This is a genomic window from Mediterraneibacter faecis, assembly GCF_055383675.1.
Genome location: NZ_AP043803.1, coordinates 2,911,680 through 2,928,488 on the forward strand (window position 1 = coordinate 2,911,680; position 16,809 = coordinate 2,928,488).

13 protein-coding genes are annotated in these 16,809 nt (G+C 40.4%); 2 read left to right on the top strand and 11 right to left on the bottom strand.

Annotated features, from left to right (window positions below; genetic code table 11):
* Positions 1 to 23: 23 nt before the first annotated feature.
* Entirely contained in the window at positions 24 to 929 is a 906-nt protein-coding gene (locus tag ACZ47Z_RS13815) for a hypothetical protein (RefSeq protein ID WP_054753055.1), read from the bottom strand.
* Positions 930 to 1,247: 318 nt separating this feature from the next.
* Here ACZ47Z_RS13815 and ACZ47Z_RS13820 point away from each other — a divergent pair, with 318 nt between their 5' ends.
* Both ACZ47Z_RS13820 and ACZ47Z_RS13825 read left to right on the top strand, forming a co-directional pair.
* The gene (locus ACZ47Z_RS13820; protein WP_118174996.1) at positions 1,248 to 2,645 is read left to right on the top strand and encodes an MATE family efflux transporter; all 1,398 of its coding nucleotides are present in this window, start codon (positions 1,248 to 1,250) and stop codon (positions 2,643 to 2,645) included.
* Positions 2,646 to 2,657: 12 nt separating this feature from the next.
* Complete coding sequence (locus ACZ47Z_RS13825; protein WP_464525660.1) at positions 2,658 to 6,044, top strand: bifunctional diguanylate cyclase/phosphodiesterase; 3,387 nt, start codon at positions 2,658 to 2,660, stop codon at positions 6,042 to 6,044.
* A 102-nt stretch (positions 6,045 to 6,146) separates the two neighbouring features.
* Here the strand turns inward: ACZ47Z_RS13825 and ACZ47Z_RS13830 are convergent, their stop codons facing one another.
* The 10 genes from ACZ47Z_RS13830 to ACZ47Z_RS13875 all read right to left on the bottom strand — a co-directional run bounded on the left by ACZ47Z_RS13830 (position 6,147) and on the right by ACZ47Z_RS13875 (position 16,804).
* The gene (locus ACZ47Z_RS13830) at positions 6,147 to 6,971 is read right to left on the bottom strand and encodes a TPM domain-containing protein (protein WP_054753047.1); all 825 of its coding nucleotides are present in this window, start codon (positions 6,969 to 6,971) and stop codon (positions 6,147 to 6,149) included.
* 12 nt (positions 6,972 to 6,983) lie between these two features.
* Positions 6,984 to 8,078 (bottom strand): TFIIB-type zinc ribbon-containing protein, encoded by a 1,095-nt coding sequence (locus ACZ47Z_RS13835; protein WP_464525661.1) that lies wholly within the window; start codon positions 8,076 to 8,078, stop codon positions 6,984 to 6,986.
* 63 nt (positions 8,079 to 8,141) lie between these two features.
* Positions 8,142 to 9,575 carry an SPFH domain-containing protein gene (locus ACZ47Z_RS13840; protein WP_464525662.1) on the bottom strand — a complete coding sequence of 478 codons (1,434 nt, stop codon included), beginning with the start codon at positions 9,573 to 9,575 and terminating at the stop codon, positions 8,142 to 8,144.
* A gap of 83 nt (positions 9,576 to 9,658) precedes the next feature.
* Complete coding sequence (locus ACZ47Z_RS13845; protein WP_055148016.1) at positions 9,659 to 10,042, bottom strand: hypothetical protein; 384 nt, start codon at positions 10,040 to 10,042, stop codon at positions 9,659 to 9,661.
* A gap of 410 nt (positions 10,043 to 10,452) precedes the next feature.
* Positions 10,453 to 11,235: a nucleoside phosphorylase gene (locus tag ACZ47Z_RS13850; protein WP_054753043.1), complete on the bottom strand. Its 783-nt coding sequence runs from the start codon at positions 11,233 to 11,235 to the stop codon at positions 10,453 to 10,455.
* A gap of 57 nt (positions 11,236 to 11,292) precedes the next feature.
* Entirely contained in the window at positions 11,293 to 12,177 is an 885-nt protein-coding gene (gene rbsK, locus ACZ47Z_RS13855; RefSeq protein ID WP_155204511.1) for a ribokinase, read from the bottom strand.
* Between the two features lie 32 nt (positions 12,178 to 12,209).
* Positions 12,210 to 13,127 carry an ABC transporter permease gene (locus ACZ47Z_RS13860; RefSeq protein WP_226865832.1) on the bottom strand — a complete coding sequence of 306 codons (918 nt, stop codon included), beginning with the start codon at positions 13,125 to 13,127 and terminating at the stop codon, positions 12,210 to 12,212.
* Positions 13,127 to 14,185 carry an ABC transporter permease gene (locus ACZ47Z_RS13865; protein ID WP_226865833.1) on the bottom strand — a complete coding sequence of 353 codons (1,059 nt, stop codon included), beginning with the start codon at positions 14,183 to 14,185 and terminating at the stop codon, positions 13,127 to 13,129. Before ACZ47Z_RS13865 ends, ACZ47Z_RS13860 begins: the two co-directional genes overlap by 1 nt.
* The gene (locus ACZ47Z_RS13870) at positions 14,185 to 15,684 is read right to left on the bottom strand and encodes an ABC transporter ATP-binding protein (protein WP_226865834.1); all 1,500 of its coding nucleotides are present in this window, start codon (positions 15,682 to 15,684) and stop codon (positions 14,185 to 14,187) included. The genes ACZ47Z_RS13865 and ACZ47Z_RS13870 overlap by 1 nt, the downstream gene beginning before the upstream one ends.
* 67 nt (positions 15,685 to 15,751) lie before the next feature.
* The gene (locus ACZ47Z_RS13875; protein WP_226865835.1) at positions 15,752 to 16,804 is read right to left on the bottom strand and encodes a BMP family lipoprotein; all 1,053 of its coding nucleotides are present in this window, start codon (positions 16,802 to 16,804) and stop codon (positions 15,752 to 15,754) included.
* Positions 16,805 to 16,809: the final 5 nt, after the last annotated feature.

A 16,809-nucleotide genomic window follows, 5' to 3' on the forward strand; every position in this document is an offset into this window, starting at 1 on the left:
ATTAGTATTTCCGTACTTTCTTCCTACTGCCAGTATGCCGGTACCAGGTTGACTCCCTGAATCGGTACTTTATATGCTGTTTTCGTCATTGGGAAGATACGGTAATATATGTTGCCTATTTTTAGTAAAGTCTCACTGCCTACTCTGATCTCCTCTACCGCAAAGCCTTTTTTCTTCAAATGTTCTACAGCCGCAGCTCTTCTGTCCGCCACGTTAGTTCCAAAAATAACCGTATCGATAAATACGGATTTTCTTCTGTCAAGGTAAGGAAATACAAGATTAACACCCTCTAAATATGGATTCTTAAGCAGTTTACTCTTAGTCTTCACAAACCGATTCATAAATCCTTCAAAAACATTATGAAATTCTGCTTCCCATAATGCACGGTACTTCTCATCCTGAACAGCAGCTTCTGTCATACGTTCTTCTACACGATTCTGCTCTGATACAGAAAACAAGTCATGGATACAGCCACTTTCACGGAGAAGCCATAAGAGAACCGCATATTCCAGACTAATTGGATCATCCTCTAAAATTTCTGCACGAAGTCCTTCTTTTATTCTGATATAACTTGTCTCATCACTAAGATATGCCTTTAGTTCAACACCTGATGTATCATAATTCATATCACAGCCCAAAATATCCGGAACTTCCTTAAGTAATTCCTCTGCTTCCAGAATACTCACCACTTTTTGCTCGATCTGAGTCTCCTCTTTTTTCTTCAATGTCTTTGCCGTCTGTACCGCTTTCTGCAGTGCTGCAGAAAATTCTGAAAATGAATCCGCATCTGCTTTTCCTAATTCTGTCTCCAACACTTGCGCAGCCGAAACAGCCCTCAATACGGCACTTTTTGCTACGCTTGGATGAAGACTCTCCTGTCCGTCCAACGCAAGTAATGCATATTGCTGAGATAATGTAAGATCTTTCATACCCGTCTTCCTCTCTTTCCTCTTATTGTTACTGTTCACATGATGTGCGACCAGCAACGCATCTCGCCATTTTTGTTTTCTACTTACTACTTACTACTTACTACTTACTACTTACTACTTAAAAAATATCATATACTACGCAAACTGTCAAGTTATTACTATTACTTCTATTGACTTTACCTATTAACACAATAAATCTATACATCAAACTGACCTTTAAGACATTTTCAAGTCTTCAACTATTGAAACGTACACCATATAATGCTATCATTAATAATTGACGCTTTAAATTAAGTTTTCGTAATAACAGGAGAATATATGAACCAAAAAACAGCTTCTGCCCCTGCAGCAGAGAACAAAATGGGAACCATGCCAATCGGCAGACTCTTATTCAACATGTCCTTACCGATGATGGTTTCCATGCTAGTGCAGGCACTTTATAATATTGTAGACAGTATCTTTGTAGCAAAACTGTCAGAAAATGCTCTTACCGCAGTTTCTCTTGCCTTCCCGTTACAGATGCTGCTCATTGCAGTTGCAACCGGTACCGGCGTTGGTATGAATGCACTTCTTTCCAGAGCTCTCGGTGCAAAACAAACCGAGGAAGCAAATAAGATTGCGTCTAATGGAGCATTTCTTTATATCATAAGTTATATTGTATTTCTTATCCTTGGTTTTACCGTAGTAAAACCTTTCTATGCAAGCCAGATTGGAAATGCAGATGTTGAGATCATGGAAATGGGAATCGATTATCTGAGCACTGTTATGATCTTCTCTATGGGACTGCTGGCACAGATTTGCTTTGAACGACTGCTCACTTCCACAGGAAGAACCATTTTCAGTATGACTTCTCAGCTATGCGGTGCGATTACGAATATCATTCTTGACCCGATCCTGATCTTCGGTCTGATCGGCTTCCCTAAGATGGGCGTTACCGGTGCTGCCTTAGCTACAGTCATCGGGCAGTGTGTAGGCGCACTTGTCGCATTTATCTGTAACCATAAATTTAACCCTGATGTGAAACTTCAGTTCCGTGGTTTCCGTCCGGATGGAAGAATTATCAGAACAATTTATGCAATCGGTATTCCATCTATTATCATGCAGTCGATTGGTTCTGTTATGACATACTCCATGAACCGTATCCTGATCACATTTTCATCTACTGCAACTGCCGTATTTGGGGTGTATTTCAAACTGCAGAGCTTTTTCTTCATGCCTGTCTTCGGTTTGAATAACGGTATCACTCCGATCATTGCATTCAACTACGGTGCGCAAAATAGAAAACGTATGGTCAAGACGATCAAGCTCAGTATGGCAACAGCATTTTGCATTATGCTCTTCGGATTCCTTTGCTTTGAATTCGTTCCACAGGTACTTCTCGGAATGTTCAACGCATCTACTGATATGCTTACGATCGGCGTCCCTGCGCTTCGTATCATCGGTATCCATTACTTGCTTGCATGGTTTGGCATCATCTGTGGTACTGTATTTCAGGCACTTGGAAAGGCCGTATTCAGCATGATTGTATCCATCATGCGTCAGCTTGTCGTACTGATCCCGGCTGCATATATACTGGCAAAATTTGGTGGGCTTCATGCAGTGTGGTGGGCTTTCCTGACTGCCGAGATCATGTCACTGATTGTCTCACTTATCTTTCTGTTTAGGACTAATCGAACGATTATTTCCAAGATTCCGGATGGAAGTGATATTCTATAAAAGGAAAAAGTTATGAAATTTAAGAAAAAATTATGGATCTCTTTAATCCTGTTCATCCTGTTTGGCACTGTCTTTTCAGGTTGGATTTTTCATCAAAATACGACCCGTGAATATTTAGTTTTTGACAATACAACCCAGCTTGTGACAACCGAACGATTCGAAGATAATATTCGAATTGAAGATGTCATTCTTCCGGATTCTTTTCAGAATCAACAATCCATTTTGTTCAAGACAACCCATACCCGGGCTGAGGTATTGCTTGATGGAGAGAAAATCTATGAATTTGGAAATGATACTGACACATTAAGATTCATGAAGTCTCCCGGCCCTTGCTGGCATATTGTCGATCTTCCAAAAAACAGTGATGGAAAACACTTGCAGGTCAGGATTATTCCTGTATATTCAGACTACTACGGAAATTCTTTCCATCTTTTTGGAGGGACAAAAGGAGACTGTACCCTGAAGATCCTGAGCAAAAGTCTCTGTTCATTGGTTCTAAGCTGCGAAATCTTATCGTTAGGAATCATCTGCCTGATTTTATGCTTTTCTATAATGAGGAAAAATGATAAATATTCGTCAGATGAATCCTACATGATTTTCCTGAACCTTGGTGTTTTTTCTCTTTTGATCACACTTTGGACTTTAAAGCAATGTGGTTTTCTGCAGTTTTTAATTCCAGATCCAAGAGCACTTTATTTTATAGACTACTTTACTTTTTTCCTGTTTCCAGTACCATTTAACTTTATTCTGTATGATATCTGTAAAAGCAAATATCGTAAAGGAGCTGTACACCTGTCCATTCTCTATCTGTGCAATATGGCAGCGGCAGTATTGCTTCAATGTACAGGCGTCATCGATATCTTCCGCATTCTTCCGATAACTCATCTGATCATGCTGGTGAATGTAATTTATACAGTAACATTGATTCGTTATGAATCTATAAAATTACAAAATGAAGCTGCCAGACATTTTAAATATCCAATGTATCTGGTCATGGCATTGGGTGCTGCAGAACTTGTTGCTTACTATATCCGGCATTTTCAACAAACCTCCCTCTTCCTTCCATTGGGAACGATGCTATTCATCCTTTTGCTGGTCTGGATCCAGGTATCACGTTTTTATGATCACTATCTCCAGAAACAAAAGCTGGTTTACCTACAGAAACTTGCGGACACGGATCTGCTTACAGATACCATGAATCGAAATGCCTATGAAAAGAAAGTGAATCGTCTTAACGTGCAGAAAGACAAACTTCATACTACCGGTCTTATTCTTTTTGACCTGGATAATCTGAAAATAATTAATGACCGGTTTGGACATGAGAAAGGCGATGAAGCTCTGCAGTTATGTTCTCAGTGCATTAAACAATTCTTTCCTGATAAAGAAAATCTTTTCCGCATTGGTGGAGATGAATTTGCATATTTCTACAATAAGAATAAGGAAAATAATATTGAAGACAAAATTGCTCAATTAAATCAAACTTTAGAATCAACAGAGCATACCTTTAACTATCCATTAAGTATTTCCTCCGGATATGCCTGTTTTCTTCCGGAAATGGACAGCACTTTTAAAGACCTTGCAAAACGAAGTGATCTCATGCTGTACCGCATAAAACGAAAACGGAAACTTGCATATGCAGGCAATTCAGAACTTCTGACTAGCAACACGCTTATTAATACAGGAACATCTGCCGAGGAAAAGCAGCAGAAAGAAATCTTCAGCCACACAAAAAATTATCAGGATTTTTCGCTTAAAGAATTATGTAATATCATCGATCTGCTCAGCCCAAGCACAGATGGTTTCCTGTATATGCTGGATTTCAGAACCGACTTTTTCTATATTGCTCCACAAGCTCTGAATCGTTTTTGTCTGCCTGGAAATGAATTCCATAATATGACAAAAGAACTTAAAGAATTCGTATACAAAAAAGATTATCCGCTTCTGAAAGCTGAACTAGATAATCTGCTCAACACAGACCGGAACACACACAATATGGATTACCGCTGGCTGGATCTTAACAGGGAACCAGTCTGGATCAACTGCCGTGGCTATATCATACGTGGCGATCAGCAAGAGCCGATCTACCTGATCGGATGTATCAATGAAATTGGTAACCGGCAGAAAGCTGATAATATTACCGGACTTCTCGGAGAGACTTCTTTGGAAAAATATTTCAAAGATTCGGTTTCTACACTTAATAAAGGCTTCTTGATTCATGTCGGAATTGACGGTTTTAAAATGATCAATGAAAACTATGGATGGGATTACGGAGACTACGTTCTTCGAGAAACAGCGTCCTGCATCTTATCCTGTATCTCGGATAGCCAAAAGGTCTACAAGATAGCATCAGATGAATTTATTATATTAGATACAACATCCTCTGATATGACAACAGCATCTAACCTTTATGACCACATATGCAAACATATTAATCAGTTTATTGAAGAAAACAACTTTGCTGCGGTATTTACTATTTCTGCCGGTATCCTGCCGCTTCCGGATCTATCACGGACCGGTTATGAAGAGATTATAAAGCGAACTGACTTTTCACTGACCGTGGCTAAGCAGCATGGAAGAAACTGCTGTTATATATTCCAGGAAGAAGAGTACCAGAATTTCTTACGTATCCGTGAGATCACAAATGAGCTTCATTCAGCAGTAAATCATGGTTTCCGTGGATTCTCAATAATCTTCCAGCCAGTCATGGATATCCGACAGGATAAACTGACCGGAGCAGAGGTGCTGATACGCTTTGCTTCTAAAAAATTTGGACCGATCTCACCTGCTGAGTTCATACCACTTTTAGAGACAAGCGGACTGATTATTCCAACCGGACGCTGGTTCATGCGAGAAGCAATAACCGCCTGCCGGAAAATCCGGATGCAAATTCCTGATTTCAAAGTTAATATTAATGTATCCCAGGTGCAGATCACAAAATCAGATATTATTACAGACCTTATCAGCGAGATGGACGCTTCTGGTCTTCCACCTGCTGCAATTGTAATTGAACTGACAGAAAGTATTCTGCTCGAAAAAAATGAAAAGGCGCAAAACTTCCTGAAAAAATTAAAACAGGCTGGCTTGCAGTTAGCATTGGATGACTTTGGAACCGGTTATTCCAACTTTCATTATCTGAGTGAACTTCACCCTGATATTGTTAAGATTGATCGTGGTTTTACTTCCAAGGCAATCACAGACAAAAAGGAATATTATCTGTTAAATCAGTTTAGTAACATGATTCATAATCTCGGTCTGAAACTTTGTATTGAAGGTATTGAGACAGAAGACGAATTACAGAAGATGAAACTTCTGAAACCGGATTACTGCCAGGGATTCTACTTGGGACGACCGTGTTCTTATGATGAGTTCAGGAAATATTTTGTGGATGTGGACAGATAATTACACTATTTAAAAAGAGAAGCCAATTCCCAAGCATTTGGGAACCAGCTTCTCTTTTTTCACTATTAAATTGCCCCGGTATTCTGTATCCGAACATCTCTCCTAGAATTTTCCGCCACCGCCTCCGGCAGTGCTTCCGGAAGATGTTGTATGCGTACTGCTTCCGCCGCCACCACTGGAAGAATCATTTTTCTCTTTTTTTGTTTTTGTCATTGTATTATACAGGAATATGTCTCTGCTCTCAGTAAGATTCATACTTCCAGCTTTCACATAATTATTAGCTGCTGCCTGGAAACGTACTGTTTTCAACTTTGATTTCATAGTGCCAACAACAATCAATGAAAGGACGATACCAGCTACTAATGAAATCGGAATCCAGATCCATGACATTGGTTTTTGTGGTTCATTATCGATATCATAAGGTTCTCCGGTTTTTGCCTGCGTAATAAAATCATCACACTCGTCAGCAAATATATCAAATGCTGCCGCAAAATCACCATCAGACAAATCACCCGTCATCTCTTCTCCTATGTACTGGATACCTGCATCCGTAAATGCTGTAATAGCATATCCGTAGGTTGCCATATACCAATCATGATCTTCCATGCTGATCAGAAGTATTGTTCCATCCTTGTCCGGTCCATAACCATAATTATGAGACTCGTAGAATCGTTCCGCATAATCAGATACCGTCAGTCCATCCAGTGTATCGGTTGTGGCAACCGTCACATCTACCTTCTGTCGCGTACTAATCTCATCTAACTTACTGGTTAACAGCTCCCTCTCATCTGCAGACAGAAGCTCCGCATTGTCGATGACACGAGGATATTCATTTGCGAATCCTTCTGTTTCCTCCGCAAAAGCCGGAACTGCAAGACCTAGACAGAGGATGAGGATCGTCATAAACGATAAAATTCTTTTCTTCATTTCCCCACCTCCCTAAAACAGTCCGCTCAGGTGCAAAAACCATGCAGCACCATACGTTACAACTGAGAATACAGCTGCCAGCATCACTGTCCAGCGTGCTGCTGCACCTTTATCTACCGGCAGATCACCGACAAACTTTCCTGTTTGTCCATTCATTGCAAAGGTGTATTTATTTCCGTTCCATGTCGTATTCAGAAGCCATACCGGATACAGTGCATACTTTGCCTTTCCGCCATGAAATTGTACACTGCTATTGTCTGTTGTTACTGTAGCATAACCTTTTACTGTCTCAGCAAAAGCTTCCTCTGTAGAATGTTTTACACGTTTATTGGCACGTTCAATACTTTGTTCGGCAGTTACATCATACTTATCTGCCAGATATCCTGCGAGATAAGCAGTCTGGAAATCCACCGCACCTGAAATATTGAATGGCTCGATAGATTCCATCAGATCATCTGCCATCTTTGTGGATCCATCTACCGGAACATTTTCAAAACCAATACTTCCACCCCGGTGAACCATAAAATGACTTGTCTCAGTATAATCATAATCACTGTCACTCCACATGCGTACCTTTGTTGCCCGATAGCGGACTGCGGCATCTACATTTGTATCAAAAAGCCAGAATGGAACGTAAATACCTTTGATCTCATCAATATGATTCTGATCCTTGAAGATCTTTGGCAGAAGACGTTTTCCGGTCAGATGCTTCTTCAATCCTTCTTTTGCTGCCTTTTTATCTAATTTGAACGGGATCACCAGATCCGGTTTTAATGCTCCCGCAAATTGTCCCATCATTACGATCGGATTATCACAGAATGGGCAGGATGTTGCTGCCATGTTGGCATCTCCGACAATCTCGCCTCCACAGGACTTACACACATACGTGCGTAAACCATCTGTTTCACCTTCCTGCCATTCACTGCCTGCGGAAGTATCCCACTCCATGTCATCTGTCTGTTCATTCTGCAGCTCTGCATCATAACCTTTGAGTGCATCCATCTCGAACTCAGTATCACAGTACGGACACTTCATCTTCTGAATCTTACTGTCAAAGGCGATTGCACCGCCACAGCAAGGACATTTATATTCCTGCAAGCCTGCCATAACTCATTCTCCTTTCTTCCGTGCCGTGCTTCCGGCAGTTATTTTCTAACTGCTATTCATCCGTTACTGTCTGTCGTTCTCGTCAAAGATATCTCCACACTCCGGACAGAATCTCGGCGGATTCTTCGGATCTTCCGGTTCCCATCCGCACTTATCACAACGGTAAAGCGGCGCTCCTGCCGGCTTCTTTGCTCCACAGTTCGTACAGAATTTGCCTTTGTTTACTGCGCCACAGGAACACGTCCAGCCTTCGTCCTCTGCCGGTCTCTTAGAACCGCATTCCGGACAGAAGTTGCCTGTCACCGTAGCTCCGCAAGAGCATTTCCATGCGCCCGGTTCTGGTTTCGGTTCCGGTTTCTTTGCTCCACAGTTCGGACAGAAATTACCTGTTACTGTAGTACCACATGCACATTTCCATCCGCCTGCTGCCGGAGCTGCCTGCTGCTGTGCTGCCTGCTGCTGTGCTGCCTGCTGAGCCTGCTGTTGCTGTCCCATAGCGAAAAGATTCTGTGCATTCATTCCACCACCTGCAGCGTTCATTGCCATACCCATGCCCATGAATCCTGTCATAGCTCCTGCCTCGTTGCCTGCTGCGGTCTTCATCGCATCTGCCTGAGCACCGACAAGTGTAGCTGCTGCCATTGTAGGATCACGCATAATTGCTGTACGCTGTGCCTGTTTGATCAGTTCTGCATCCTCGTCCGGAAGAGTAACTGATCCAAGAGCAATACTGACAACCTTCAGTCCACGAAGAGCGCCCCACTTCTCTGAAAGTGCAGTGTTCATGGCATTTTCAAGATCTGTGTTGTGTGTTACAATCTGGTTTGGACGAAGTTCCATCTCTGACAGACGACCAAATGCCGGCTGCAGGGCTGAGATAAATTCTGTCTTAAGAGTACTGTCAAGTTCTTCACGGGAATACTCCTGTTCTACATTTCCACATACATTTGAATAGAACAACAGTGGATCAACAATCTTATAAGAATATACACCTGAACAACGGATTGATACGTCAATATCCAATCCGATCTTGGAGTCTACTACACGGAACGGAACCGGATTCGCTGTACCGAAACGGTTTTCCAGAATTTCCTTTGTATTAAAGTAATAAATTCTCTGATCCTTACCTGTATCTCCACCATAAGTAAAACGCTTGCCTACGGTTTTAAATGTCTCTTTAATGCTCTCACCGAGATTGCCCGAAAAAATAGATGGTTCTGTTGAGGTATCATATGTAAATTCACCAGGCTCTGCACAAACTTCTACAACCTTCCCCTGTTCTACAATGATCATACACTGTCCATCAGCCACGGCAATACCGGAACCGTTAGAAATGATATTGTCATTTCCTTTTGTATTAGAAGAACGACCTGTCGTTCTCTTCTGACCCTTTGTAACAAGCACTTCTTTCGGCATAGATTCGCAATAGAAAAACTCCTTCCATTGATCCGCTAATGTTCCACCAAGTGCACCCATACCTGCTTTAATAAGTCCCATACTGACTCCTCCTTTTTCAACTTATGATCTGTCTACATTTTAAAATTCTACAGACAAATCACGGTTTGTTTCCTGCTGCCTTTTTACATCGCATAAATCTGATCCATCAGATATTCAGCTGTCATAGATCCATAGAAAAACTGATCAATAAAACCATTCTTCTTTGCATCCCGAATCTCTATCGCTGCCTGTCGTTCCGTATTGGAATCTACAATGAGAGCAATTTTACAGTGGGGACACATTTTCTTTACTTCATCACGAAGCTTCAATCTCTCACAGAGGTTCCACGGGATATAACCTGTCACTTCCATTATAAGAACAAATGGTTTGTACACCTGACACAATTCAACCGTATCCTTCGGAGACTCCGTACGAATCACATCGATCTCATAATCTGAATTTCTGAATGCGGTCGCTATGGAATCAGCAAACAGAAAATTCTGCATATCGACCACAATTTTCCGCATCAAACCATCCCCCTTTCCTTTTGCGACATATCCGATGTGTTCTTTTCTTTTATTTTATTATAACAAAAAAGAAAAAATCCGTCTGTCCTCGAAAGTGAGGACAAATAGATTTTACATCTGTCGGTTGCAAAGTACAATGAGCACTGACCATTGCGTGGTTCTTCTACTGTCCGGTTCAAATAGCTGTTCTGGTTCAAAAGCCCTGTGAGGATACACATAAAGCTTAATACAAACAGATCAATTGTCGTTAAGACATAACATCACAAACATTCCAATCTTCGAATTTCTCTACATCTAACAATAATGCTACTATCTGCAAATGATTGCCAGTAGCGAAAAAACAAATAGCCGCATTCCCGAAAGAATGCAGCTATTTGAAGGGCTAAAAACTGTTAAAAGTGAATTGGCTTTTAAATAGTTTCTGCCTGCAGTTTTTGCTCGAAACGATAAATTGCTTCTAACACAATCTTAATTTCTTCGTCCCAACCTTTTACAAGTCCCTCATTTACATTTTCATAAATTACATCACCTGTGACCAGATTTCCAGAAACTGCACTGATCATAGCAGCACGTTTCTTTCTACGGTGACAAACTGTATAAAGAGCAGAACTTTCCATTTCTACATTTAAGCAACCTAAGCCGGATAATTTCTGAATCCACTCCTCTGTCTCACCATAAAAAGCATCATCAGAAGCATTGATTCCGTAATGCACTTTTCCGGATAGCTGCGGCTGCATCTCTCTTGCAGTATCAATAATCTCACGAGTTAAATCAAAATCCGGTACAGATGGGAAACAATCCGGTACATAAAAGCGGCTTGTCCCTTCATTTTTCATAGAACCTGTAGAAATCATCAAATCTCCGATTTTAATGTCATCCTGTAACGCTGCACTGCTTCCGATTCGGATCAAACATTCTGCACCAATATTCATCAGTTCTTCTGCTGCGATTGTAGCAGAAGGACATCCCATACCAGTGGAAGTTACAGAAATTTTTACCCCTTTATAATATCCTGTAAATGTACGATGTTCTCTGTTTTCAGCAACAAATTCAGCATTATCCAGATATTTTGCAACACGGTCTGAACGTGCCGGATCTCCCGGTAATAAAACATATTTTCCGATATCTCCGGGTTTTAAATGTATATGGTACTGCTTCTTTCCTAATGTCTTTAATTCTTTATCTAATGCCATAACAAAATTCTCCTACAATCATTTTTCTATTTTCTTAACTCAGGTTGCTTCAGGATCTTATTTCATCAATACATTAACAACTTCTTCATAAGTAGGCATTCCGCCCTGTGCTCCGAACTTTTCAATAGACAGACTTGCGGCAACATTTGCAAATTGTAATGCATCCTTAACGGATGCTCCGCCTGCGATCTGCATTGCAAATGCTCCGTTTAATGTATCTCCTGCTCCTGTTGTATCGACAACCTTTGTCTTTCTTGCCGGAACAGTCAATGTCTCTCCGTCATTCAACTGCACAAGTACACCCTTTTCACCCATTGTAATCAGAAGTTTCTCCGGATATTTTTTTACTAATTCCTCATAATCATTTGTCTGAAAAAGTAATTCTGCTTCATGCTCATTTGGTGTAAAATAAGTAACCTTTTCAATAATATCCATATCCACCCCTTCGATTGGTGCCGGGTTAAAAAGTACAGGAATATGATTCTGGTTACAAAAATCTATCACATACAGATTCGTTTCTTTCGGAATCTCATTTTGTAAGACAACCAGGTCAAACTCTGTCAGGTAATGTTTGATTTTATCAATATACGGCTTATCCACATAATGATTTGCACCACTGACAATAATAATTGTATTATCATCATCCCCAACTGTGATCAAAGCAATTCCTGTAGGAACATTTTCTATCGTTTGGATATGTGTTGTAGATACTCCTTGTGATTCCAAATTTTCAAGCATTGCTTTTCCATTCGCATCATCTCCGACACAGCCAAAAAATACTACTTCTGCTCCTAACCTTCCCATCGCAACAGCCTGATTAGCGCCTTTTCCTCCCGGAGTGTATTGCAATGATTGTCCTGCTATTGTTTCACCTTTTCGCGGAATTCTATCTGTCTCAACTGACTGGTCAATATTAATACTTCCAACAACTGCAATTTTCATAACTATGTGCCTCCTGTACATTCAACGTTCCATCAATCTTTTATATCTCCGGATGCCTGCGGTCCTTTTGATTTTCCACCTGCAAGAACTAAAACAATCATTGTTAATACATATGGAAGCATCTGCAAGAATTGCTCCGGAATATCAAATTCCATTATAATTCTAATTGCCTGTGAAAATGCAAACAGAAGACTTGCAAAGAATGATCCCAAAGGATTCCATCCTCCGAAGATCGTTGCTGCCAGCGCAATATATCCCCTACCTGCAACCATTTCTTTTACAAACAGATTACTCTGAACAATTGAAAGATAAGAACCGGCTAAACCGCACAACATTCCACACAAAATAACAGAAACATATCTGTATTTTTTAACATTTACTCCGGCTGTTGCAGCCGCCTTCGGATGATCTCCTATCGTACGAAGTCTCAAGCCTGCTTTTGTTTTAAACATGATATACCATGAGATAAAAACTATAAAAAGTGTAATATACAAATACGGCGACTGATTAGTGAACAATGCACCCAGAACAGGGATCTTACTCAATCCAGGGATTGTAATCGTCGGAATCTGAGCAACTTCTTCACTCAGACCTTCTTTATTCCAAATCACTTTACATAATACCAATGTCAATCCAGAAGCAAAAATGTTAATTCCAACTCCGCTGACCGCCTGGTTTGTATGATATTTGATACATAAAACCGCATGTAAAAGTCCGAATAATCCACCCATAATAATCGCAAGTGCAACTCCAAGCCAAGGAACTGATGTAAAAGCAGTCCCCATAACGGCTCCAATTGCACCCATCAGCATCATACCTTCAATTCCGAGGTTAATGATACCACTTCTTTCACAGATTACACTTCCAATTGAAGCAAGAATTAAGGGAATGGCCATTCGCAAAGTAACCATGACCATATCCATAGAAAAAAGATGTGCTAAATTTTCCATTATTTCGCCCTCCTTCTCTTCATGAATGCAACTAATTCCGGAGTCGCTACGAATAGAATAACCAGACCTTGCATCACTTTGATCATACTTGTTGAAACGCCGGCCACATAACTCATTGTCATTGCACCTGATTCTAAAATTCCAAATAAAAGTGCACTCAAGATAACTCCAACCGGATGGTTATTACCTAATACAGCAACCGCGATTCCTGTGAATCCATATCCAGGAGAAAATCCGTCTACGAACTTTCCTGTTTTTCCGAATACTTCCGTAACTCCTGTCAATGCTGCAATCGCTCCACTGGCTGCCATCGTAATAATAACTGTCTTAACCATACTGATTCCTGCTGCCTGTGCCGCAGAACCATTTTCTCCAACTGCACGAAGTGCAAAACCTGCTCCTGTTTTGTTGATAAATACATATAACAGTGCTGCCAGGATCAATCCCAGAATCAATGCTGTAGTCAGCTGAGATTTTGGCAGGATTTTCGTAAGCATATATTCCTGACCGATCGAAGGTGATTGCATAACTTTGGATTTCGGATCTTTCATCGGACCATGTACACAGTAGCTTGCGAAAAACTTCATAATATAGTTCAGCATGATTGCCACAAGTACTTCATTAATATTCAGCTTTGCCTTTAAAAGGCCATTGAATCCTCCAACCAGTGCTCCGGACATCATTCCTGTTAAAAATGATACAAGAATAACAAGAAATCTAGGAAGCCCCTGCATTGCCAACGCTGTCGCTGTTGCTGTCAATGCTCCGATATAAAGCTGGCCTTCACATCCGATATTAAATAAGCCTGCTTTGTTAGAAAATGCACATGCCATACCAACAAATAATAACGGTACTGTTTTGCCTAATGTTGTCGCAATCGCAGTTTTAGATCCTAAAGCGCCTGCTAACAGTGCCTGAAATGCATTGATTGGATTTTCCCCTGATACAAGCATGATCAATGCAGTAATTAATAAGGATAAAATAATTGCAAATATTGATAAGTATAATTGTTCAAGACTTAAAAATACTTTTTGTTTTTTTACAGTTTGTTTTTCCATTATGATTCCACGCCCCTTTGACCAGCCATTAGCAGACCTATTGACTCATTTGTAAATTCTTCATTTTTTCCAAGTGCCATGACCTCTCCTTTGTACATAACCGCAATACGATCACATAATTGGAAAATGTCTGTAAGTTCTGCTGAAATCAGTAAAATAGCTTTTCCTTGATTCCTCAGTTCCAACAAGATTTCATGAATATAATTGATTGCTCCTATATCCAGACCTCTGACCGGCTGGCAGACCAGAATGAAATCAGAATCTTTTTCTACTTCTCGACTCAAAACCATCTTCTGCTGGTTTCCACCTGACAAAGATCCTATACTCTGCTTTTCATCCACCGCACGCACATCATATTTTTCCATTAATTTTTTTGTTGTCTCAGATAATGTCTTGAAATTAATCCAGCCATGCTGAACATATTTCGGATCATTCTGATTTCCCAATAGATAATTTTCTAGGATTGAAAATCCTGGAAGGATTGCACGCTGATGTCTTTCAGAAGGAATATAACTCATACCAAGTCCCAAACGCTTTTTCGTTGGACATTCTGTAATATCTTCTCCCTTGATGGAAATCTTTCCTTCTTTACACTTCTGCAGTCCCATGATCATCTCTTCCAACTGCATCTGTCCATTCCCTTCAACTCCTGCAATTCCAAGGATTTCCCCGGCATGAACATCAAGTGAAACTGTATTGGACGCATTTTCAAGCAACTTTACATTCTCGATTGATAATATCGTTTCACCTGCATCCTGTTTCTTACGCTCCAAATGGAAAGAAACTTCATGTCCGACCATCTCATTCGCAAGCATTTCTACCGTAACATCCTTTGTAGCTGCCTGGAACACCGATTTTCCGGCTCTTAATACAGTAAGTGAATCCGATACCGCTTTTGTCTCATTCAGCTTATGTGTAATGAAGATAATCGTCTTTCCCTGTTTTCTGATATCTCTGAAAATATCCAAAAGCTCTAATACTTCTTGTGGAGTTAATACGGCTGTCGGTTCGTCCAAAATCAGGATTTCTGCACCGCGGTACAGAGTTTTCAAAATCTCTACTCTTTGTTTCATACCAATTGACAAATCTGCAACCTTAGCCTCTGCATTCAAATCGAAATGATATTTGTCTGATAACTCCTGAACCTTTTTTATTGCTTCTTTTTTATTGATACTGAACTTTCCTGGTTCATTTCCGATCACAACATTTTCCCATACTGTAAGTGCATCCACTAACATGAAATGCTGATGAACCATTCCTAATCCACATTGAAAAGCATTTCTTGCAGAATGTTTTTTAATCTCTTTACCGTTTATCTTTAATTCGCCTTCGTCTGCTTTGTACAAACCGAACAGCACATTCATCAATGTTGTTTTTCCTGCTCCGTTTTCTCCTAACAGGCAGTGTATTTCACCTTTTTTTACTAAGAAATCGATTTGATCGTTTGCAGTAAAACTACCAAAGCGCTTCGTAATTTTTCTCATTTCCACAGCATACATATTTGCCACCTCGATATTTTATGAAAAAGAAGATGCTTAAACTTCAAACATCTTCTTTTCTTATTTCCTACAGCTCTACCGGAACCTGAATTTCTCCAGCAATGATTTTCTCTTTTATCTCTTCTAATTTTTCTACTACATCTTCCGGAACTTTAATATTGCTGCCATCTAATGTATATCCAATTCCTTCATCTTCCAGTCCTAAAACCTTTTCGCTTCCAACCTGAAGATCTCCTTCGAGTGCTGCTTTTACAATATCATATGCTGCAACATCAACACGTTTTAACATACTTGCTACGATATGATCCGGATCTATGATATTCTGATTTGAGTTTGCACCGATTGCAATGAAATCAGATTCCTGAGCTGCTGCAAACACACCAAGACCTGATCCGCCCGCTGCATGGAAAATGATGTCATAACCTTTCCCCTTCTGAGTCGTTGCAATTTCTTTTGCAGTTGTTGTATCACCAAACGGATTATCTCCGCCTACATACTGGATTGCTACATCTGCATCAGAATCAACATACTCGATTCCTGCACGATATCCTGCTGCAAAATGGTTGATAATATCATTCTCAAGTGCACCTACAAATCCATATTTATGATTATCTTCTAATCCATATGTAGCTGCATCCTGTTTCATATATGCTGCCAACGCTCCTACAAGGAACGATCCTTCCTGTTCTTTGCAGGAATAACTTACAATATTATCCCCTACTAAAGATGAATCAATGGAAGCATATTTCTGATCCGGATAATCCGGTGCTACTGATGCTAACGCATCTACAGAATCAAAGCCAACACCAATGATTACTTCATATTCGTTTGAATCACTCATCGCACGAAGAATTGTCTCAAAATCTGTTACTTCTTTTGGCTCAGCATAGTCATAGTCTACGCCGAGTTCTTCCTTTGCACGTTCCATACCTTCATATGCAAGGTCATTATAAGACTGATCTCCCAGGCCGCCTAAGCCAAAAACCACAGCAGCTTTCATGTCTGCTTTATCTGAACCAGATTCTTTCTTTCCTTCATCTGATGACCCTGAACATCCCATTAAACCTACTGTCATCATACCTGCTACCATAAGTGCCAACCATTTTTTCATCTTTCTCATTTTAT

Excerpts from the sequence above, each read along its gene's own strand:
- rbsK (WP_155204511.1), bottom strand. The coding sequence starts at position 12,177 with ATGAAAATTGCAGTTGTTGGAAGTATTAATATTGACCAGTCAGTTGAG.
- ACZ47Z_RS13835 (WP_464525661.1), bottom strand. The coding sequence starts at position 8,078 with ATGGCAGGCTTGCAGGAATATAAATGTCCTTGCTGTGGCGGTGCAATC.
- ACZ47Z_RS13860 (WP_226865832.1), bottom strand. The coding sequence starts at position 13,127 with ATGGAAAATTTAGCACATCTTTTTTCTATGGATATGGTCATGGTTACT.
- ACZ47Z_RS13845 (WP_055148016.1), bottom strand. The coding sequence starts at position 10,042 with ATGCGGAAAATTGTGGTCGATATGCAGAATTTTCTGTTTGCTGATTCC.
- ACZ47Z_RS13850 (WP_054753043.1), bottom strand. The coding sequence starts at position 11,235 with ATGGCATTAGATAAAGAATTAAAGACATTAGGAAAGAAGCAGTACCAT.
- ACZ47Z_RS13840 (WP_464525662.1), bottom strand. The coding sequence starts at position 9,575 with ATGGGACTTATTAAAGCAGGTATGGGTGCACTTGGTGGAACATTAGCG.
- ACZ47Z_RS13820 (WP_118174996.1), top strand. The coding sequence starts at position 1,248 with ATGAACCAAAAAACAGCTTCTGCCCCTGCAGCAGAGAACAAAATGGGA.
- ACZ47Z_RS13825 (WP_464525660.1), top strand. The coding sequence starts at position 2,658 with ATGAAATTTAAGAAAAAATTATGGATCTCTTTAATCCTGTTCATCCTG.
- ACZ47Z_RS13870 (WP_226865834.1), bottom strand. The coding sequence starts at position 15,684 with ATGTATGCTGTGGAAATGAGAAAAATTACGAAGCGCTTTGGTAGTTTT.
- ACZ47Z_RS13865 (WP_226865833.1), bottom strand. The coding sequence starts at position 14,185 with ATGGAAAAACAAACTGTAAAAAAACAAAAAGTATTTTTAAGTCTTGAA.
- ACZ47Z_RS13830 (WP_054753047.1), bottom strand. The coding sequence starts at position 6,971 with ATGAAGAAAAGAATTTTATCGTTTATGACGATCCTCATCCTCTGTCTA.
- ACZ47Z_RS13815 (WP_054753055.1), bottom strand. The coding sequence starts at position 929 with ATGAAAGATCTTACATTATCTCAGCAATATGCATTACTTGCGTTGGAC.
- ACZ47Z_RS13875 (WP_226865835.1), bottom strand. The coding sequence starts at position 16,804 with ATGAGAAAGATGAAAAAATGGTTGGCACTTATGGTAGCAGGTATGATG.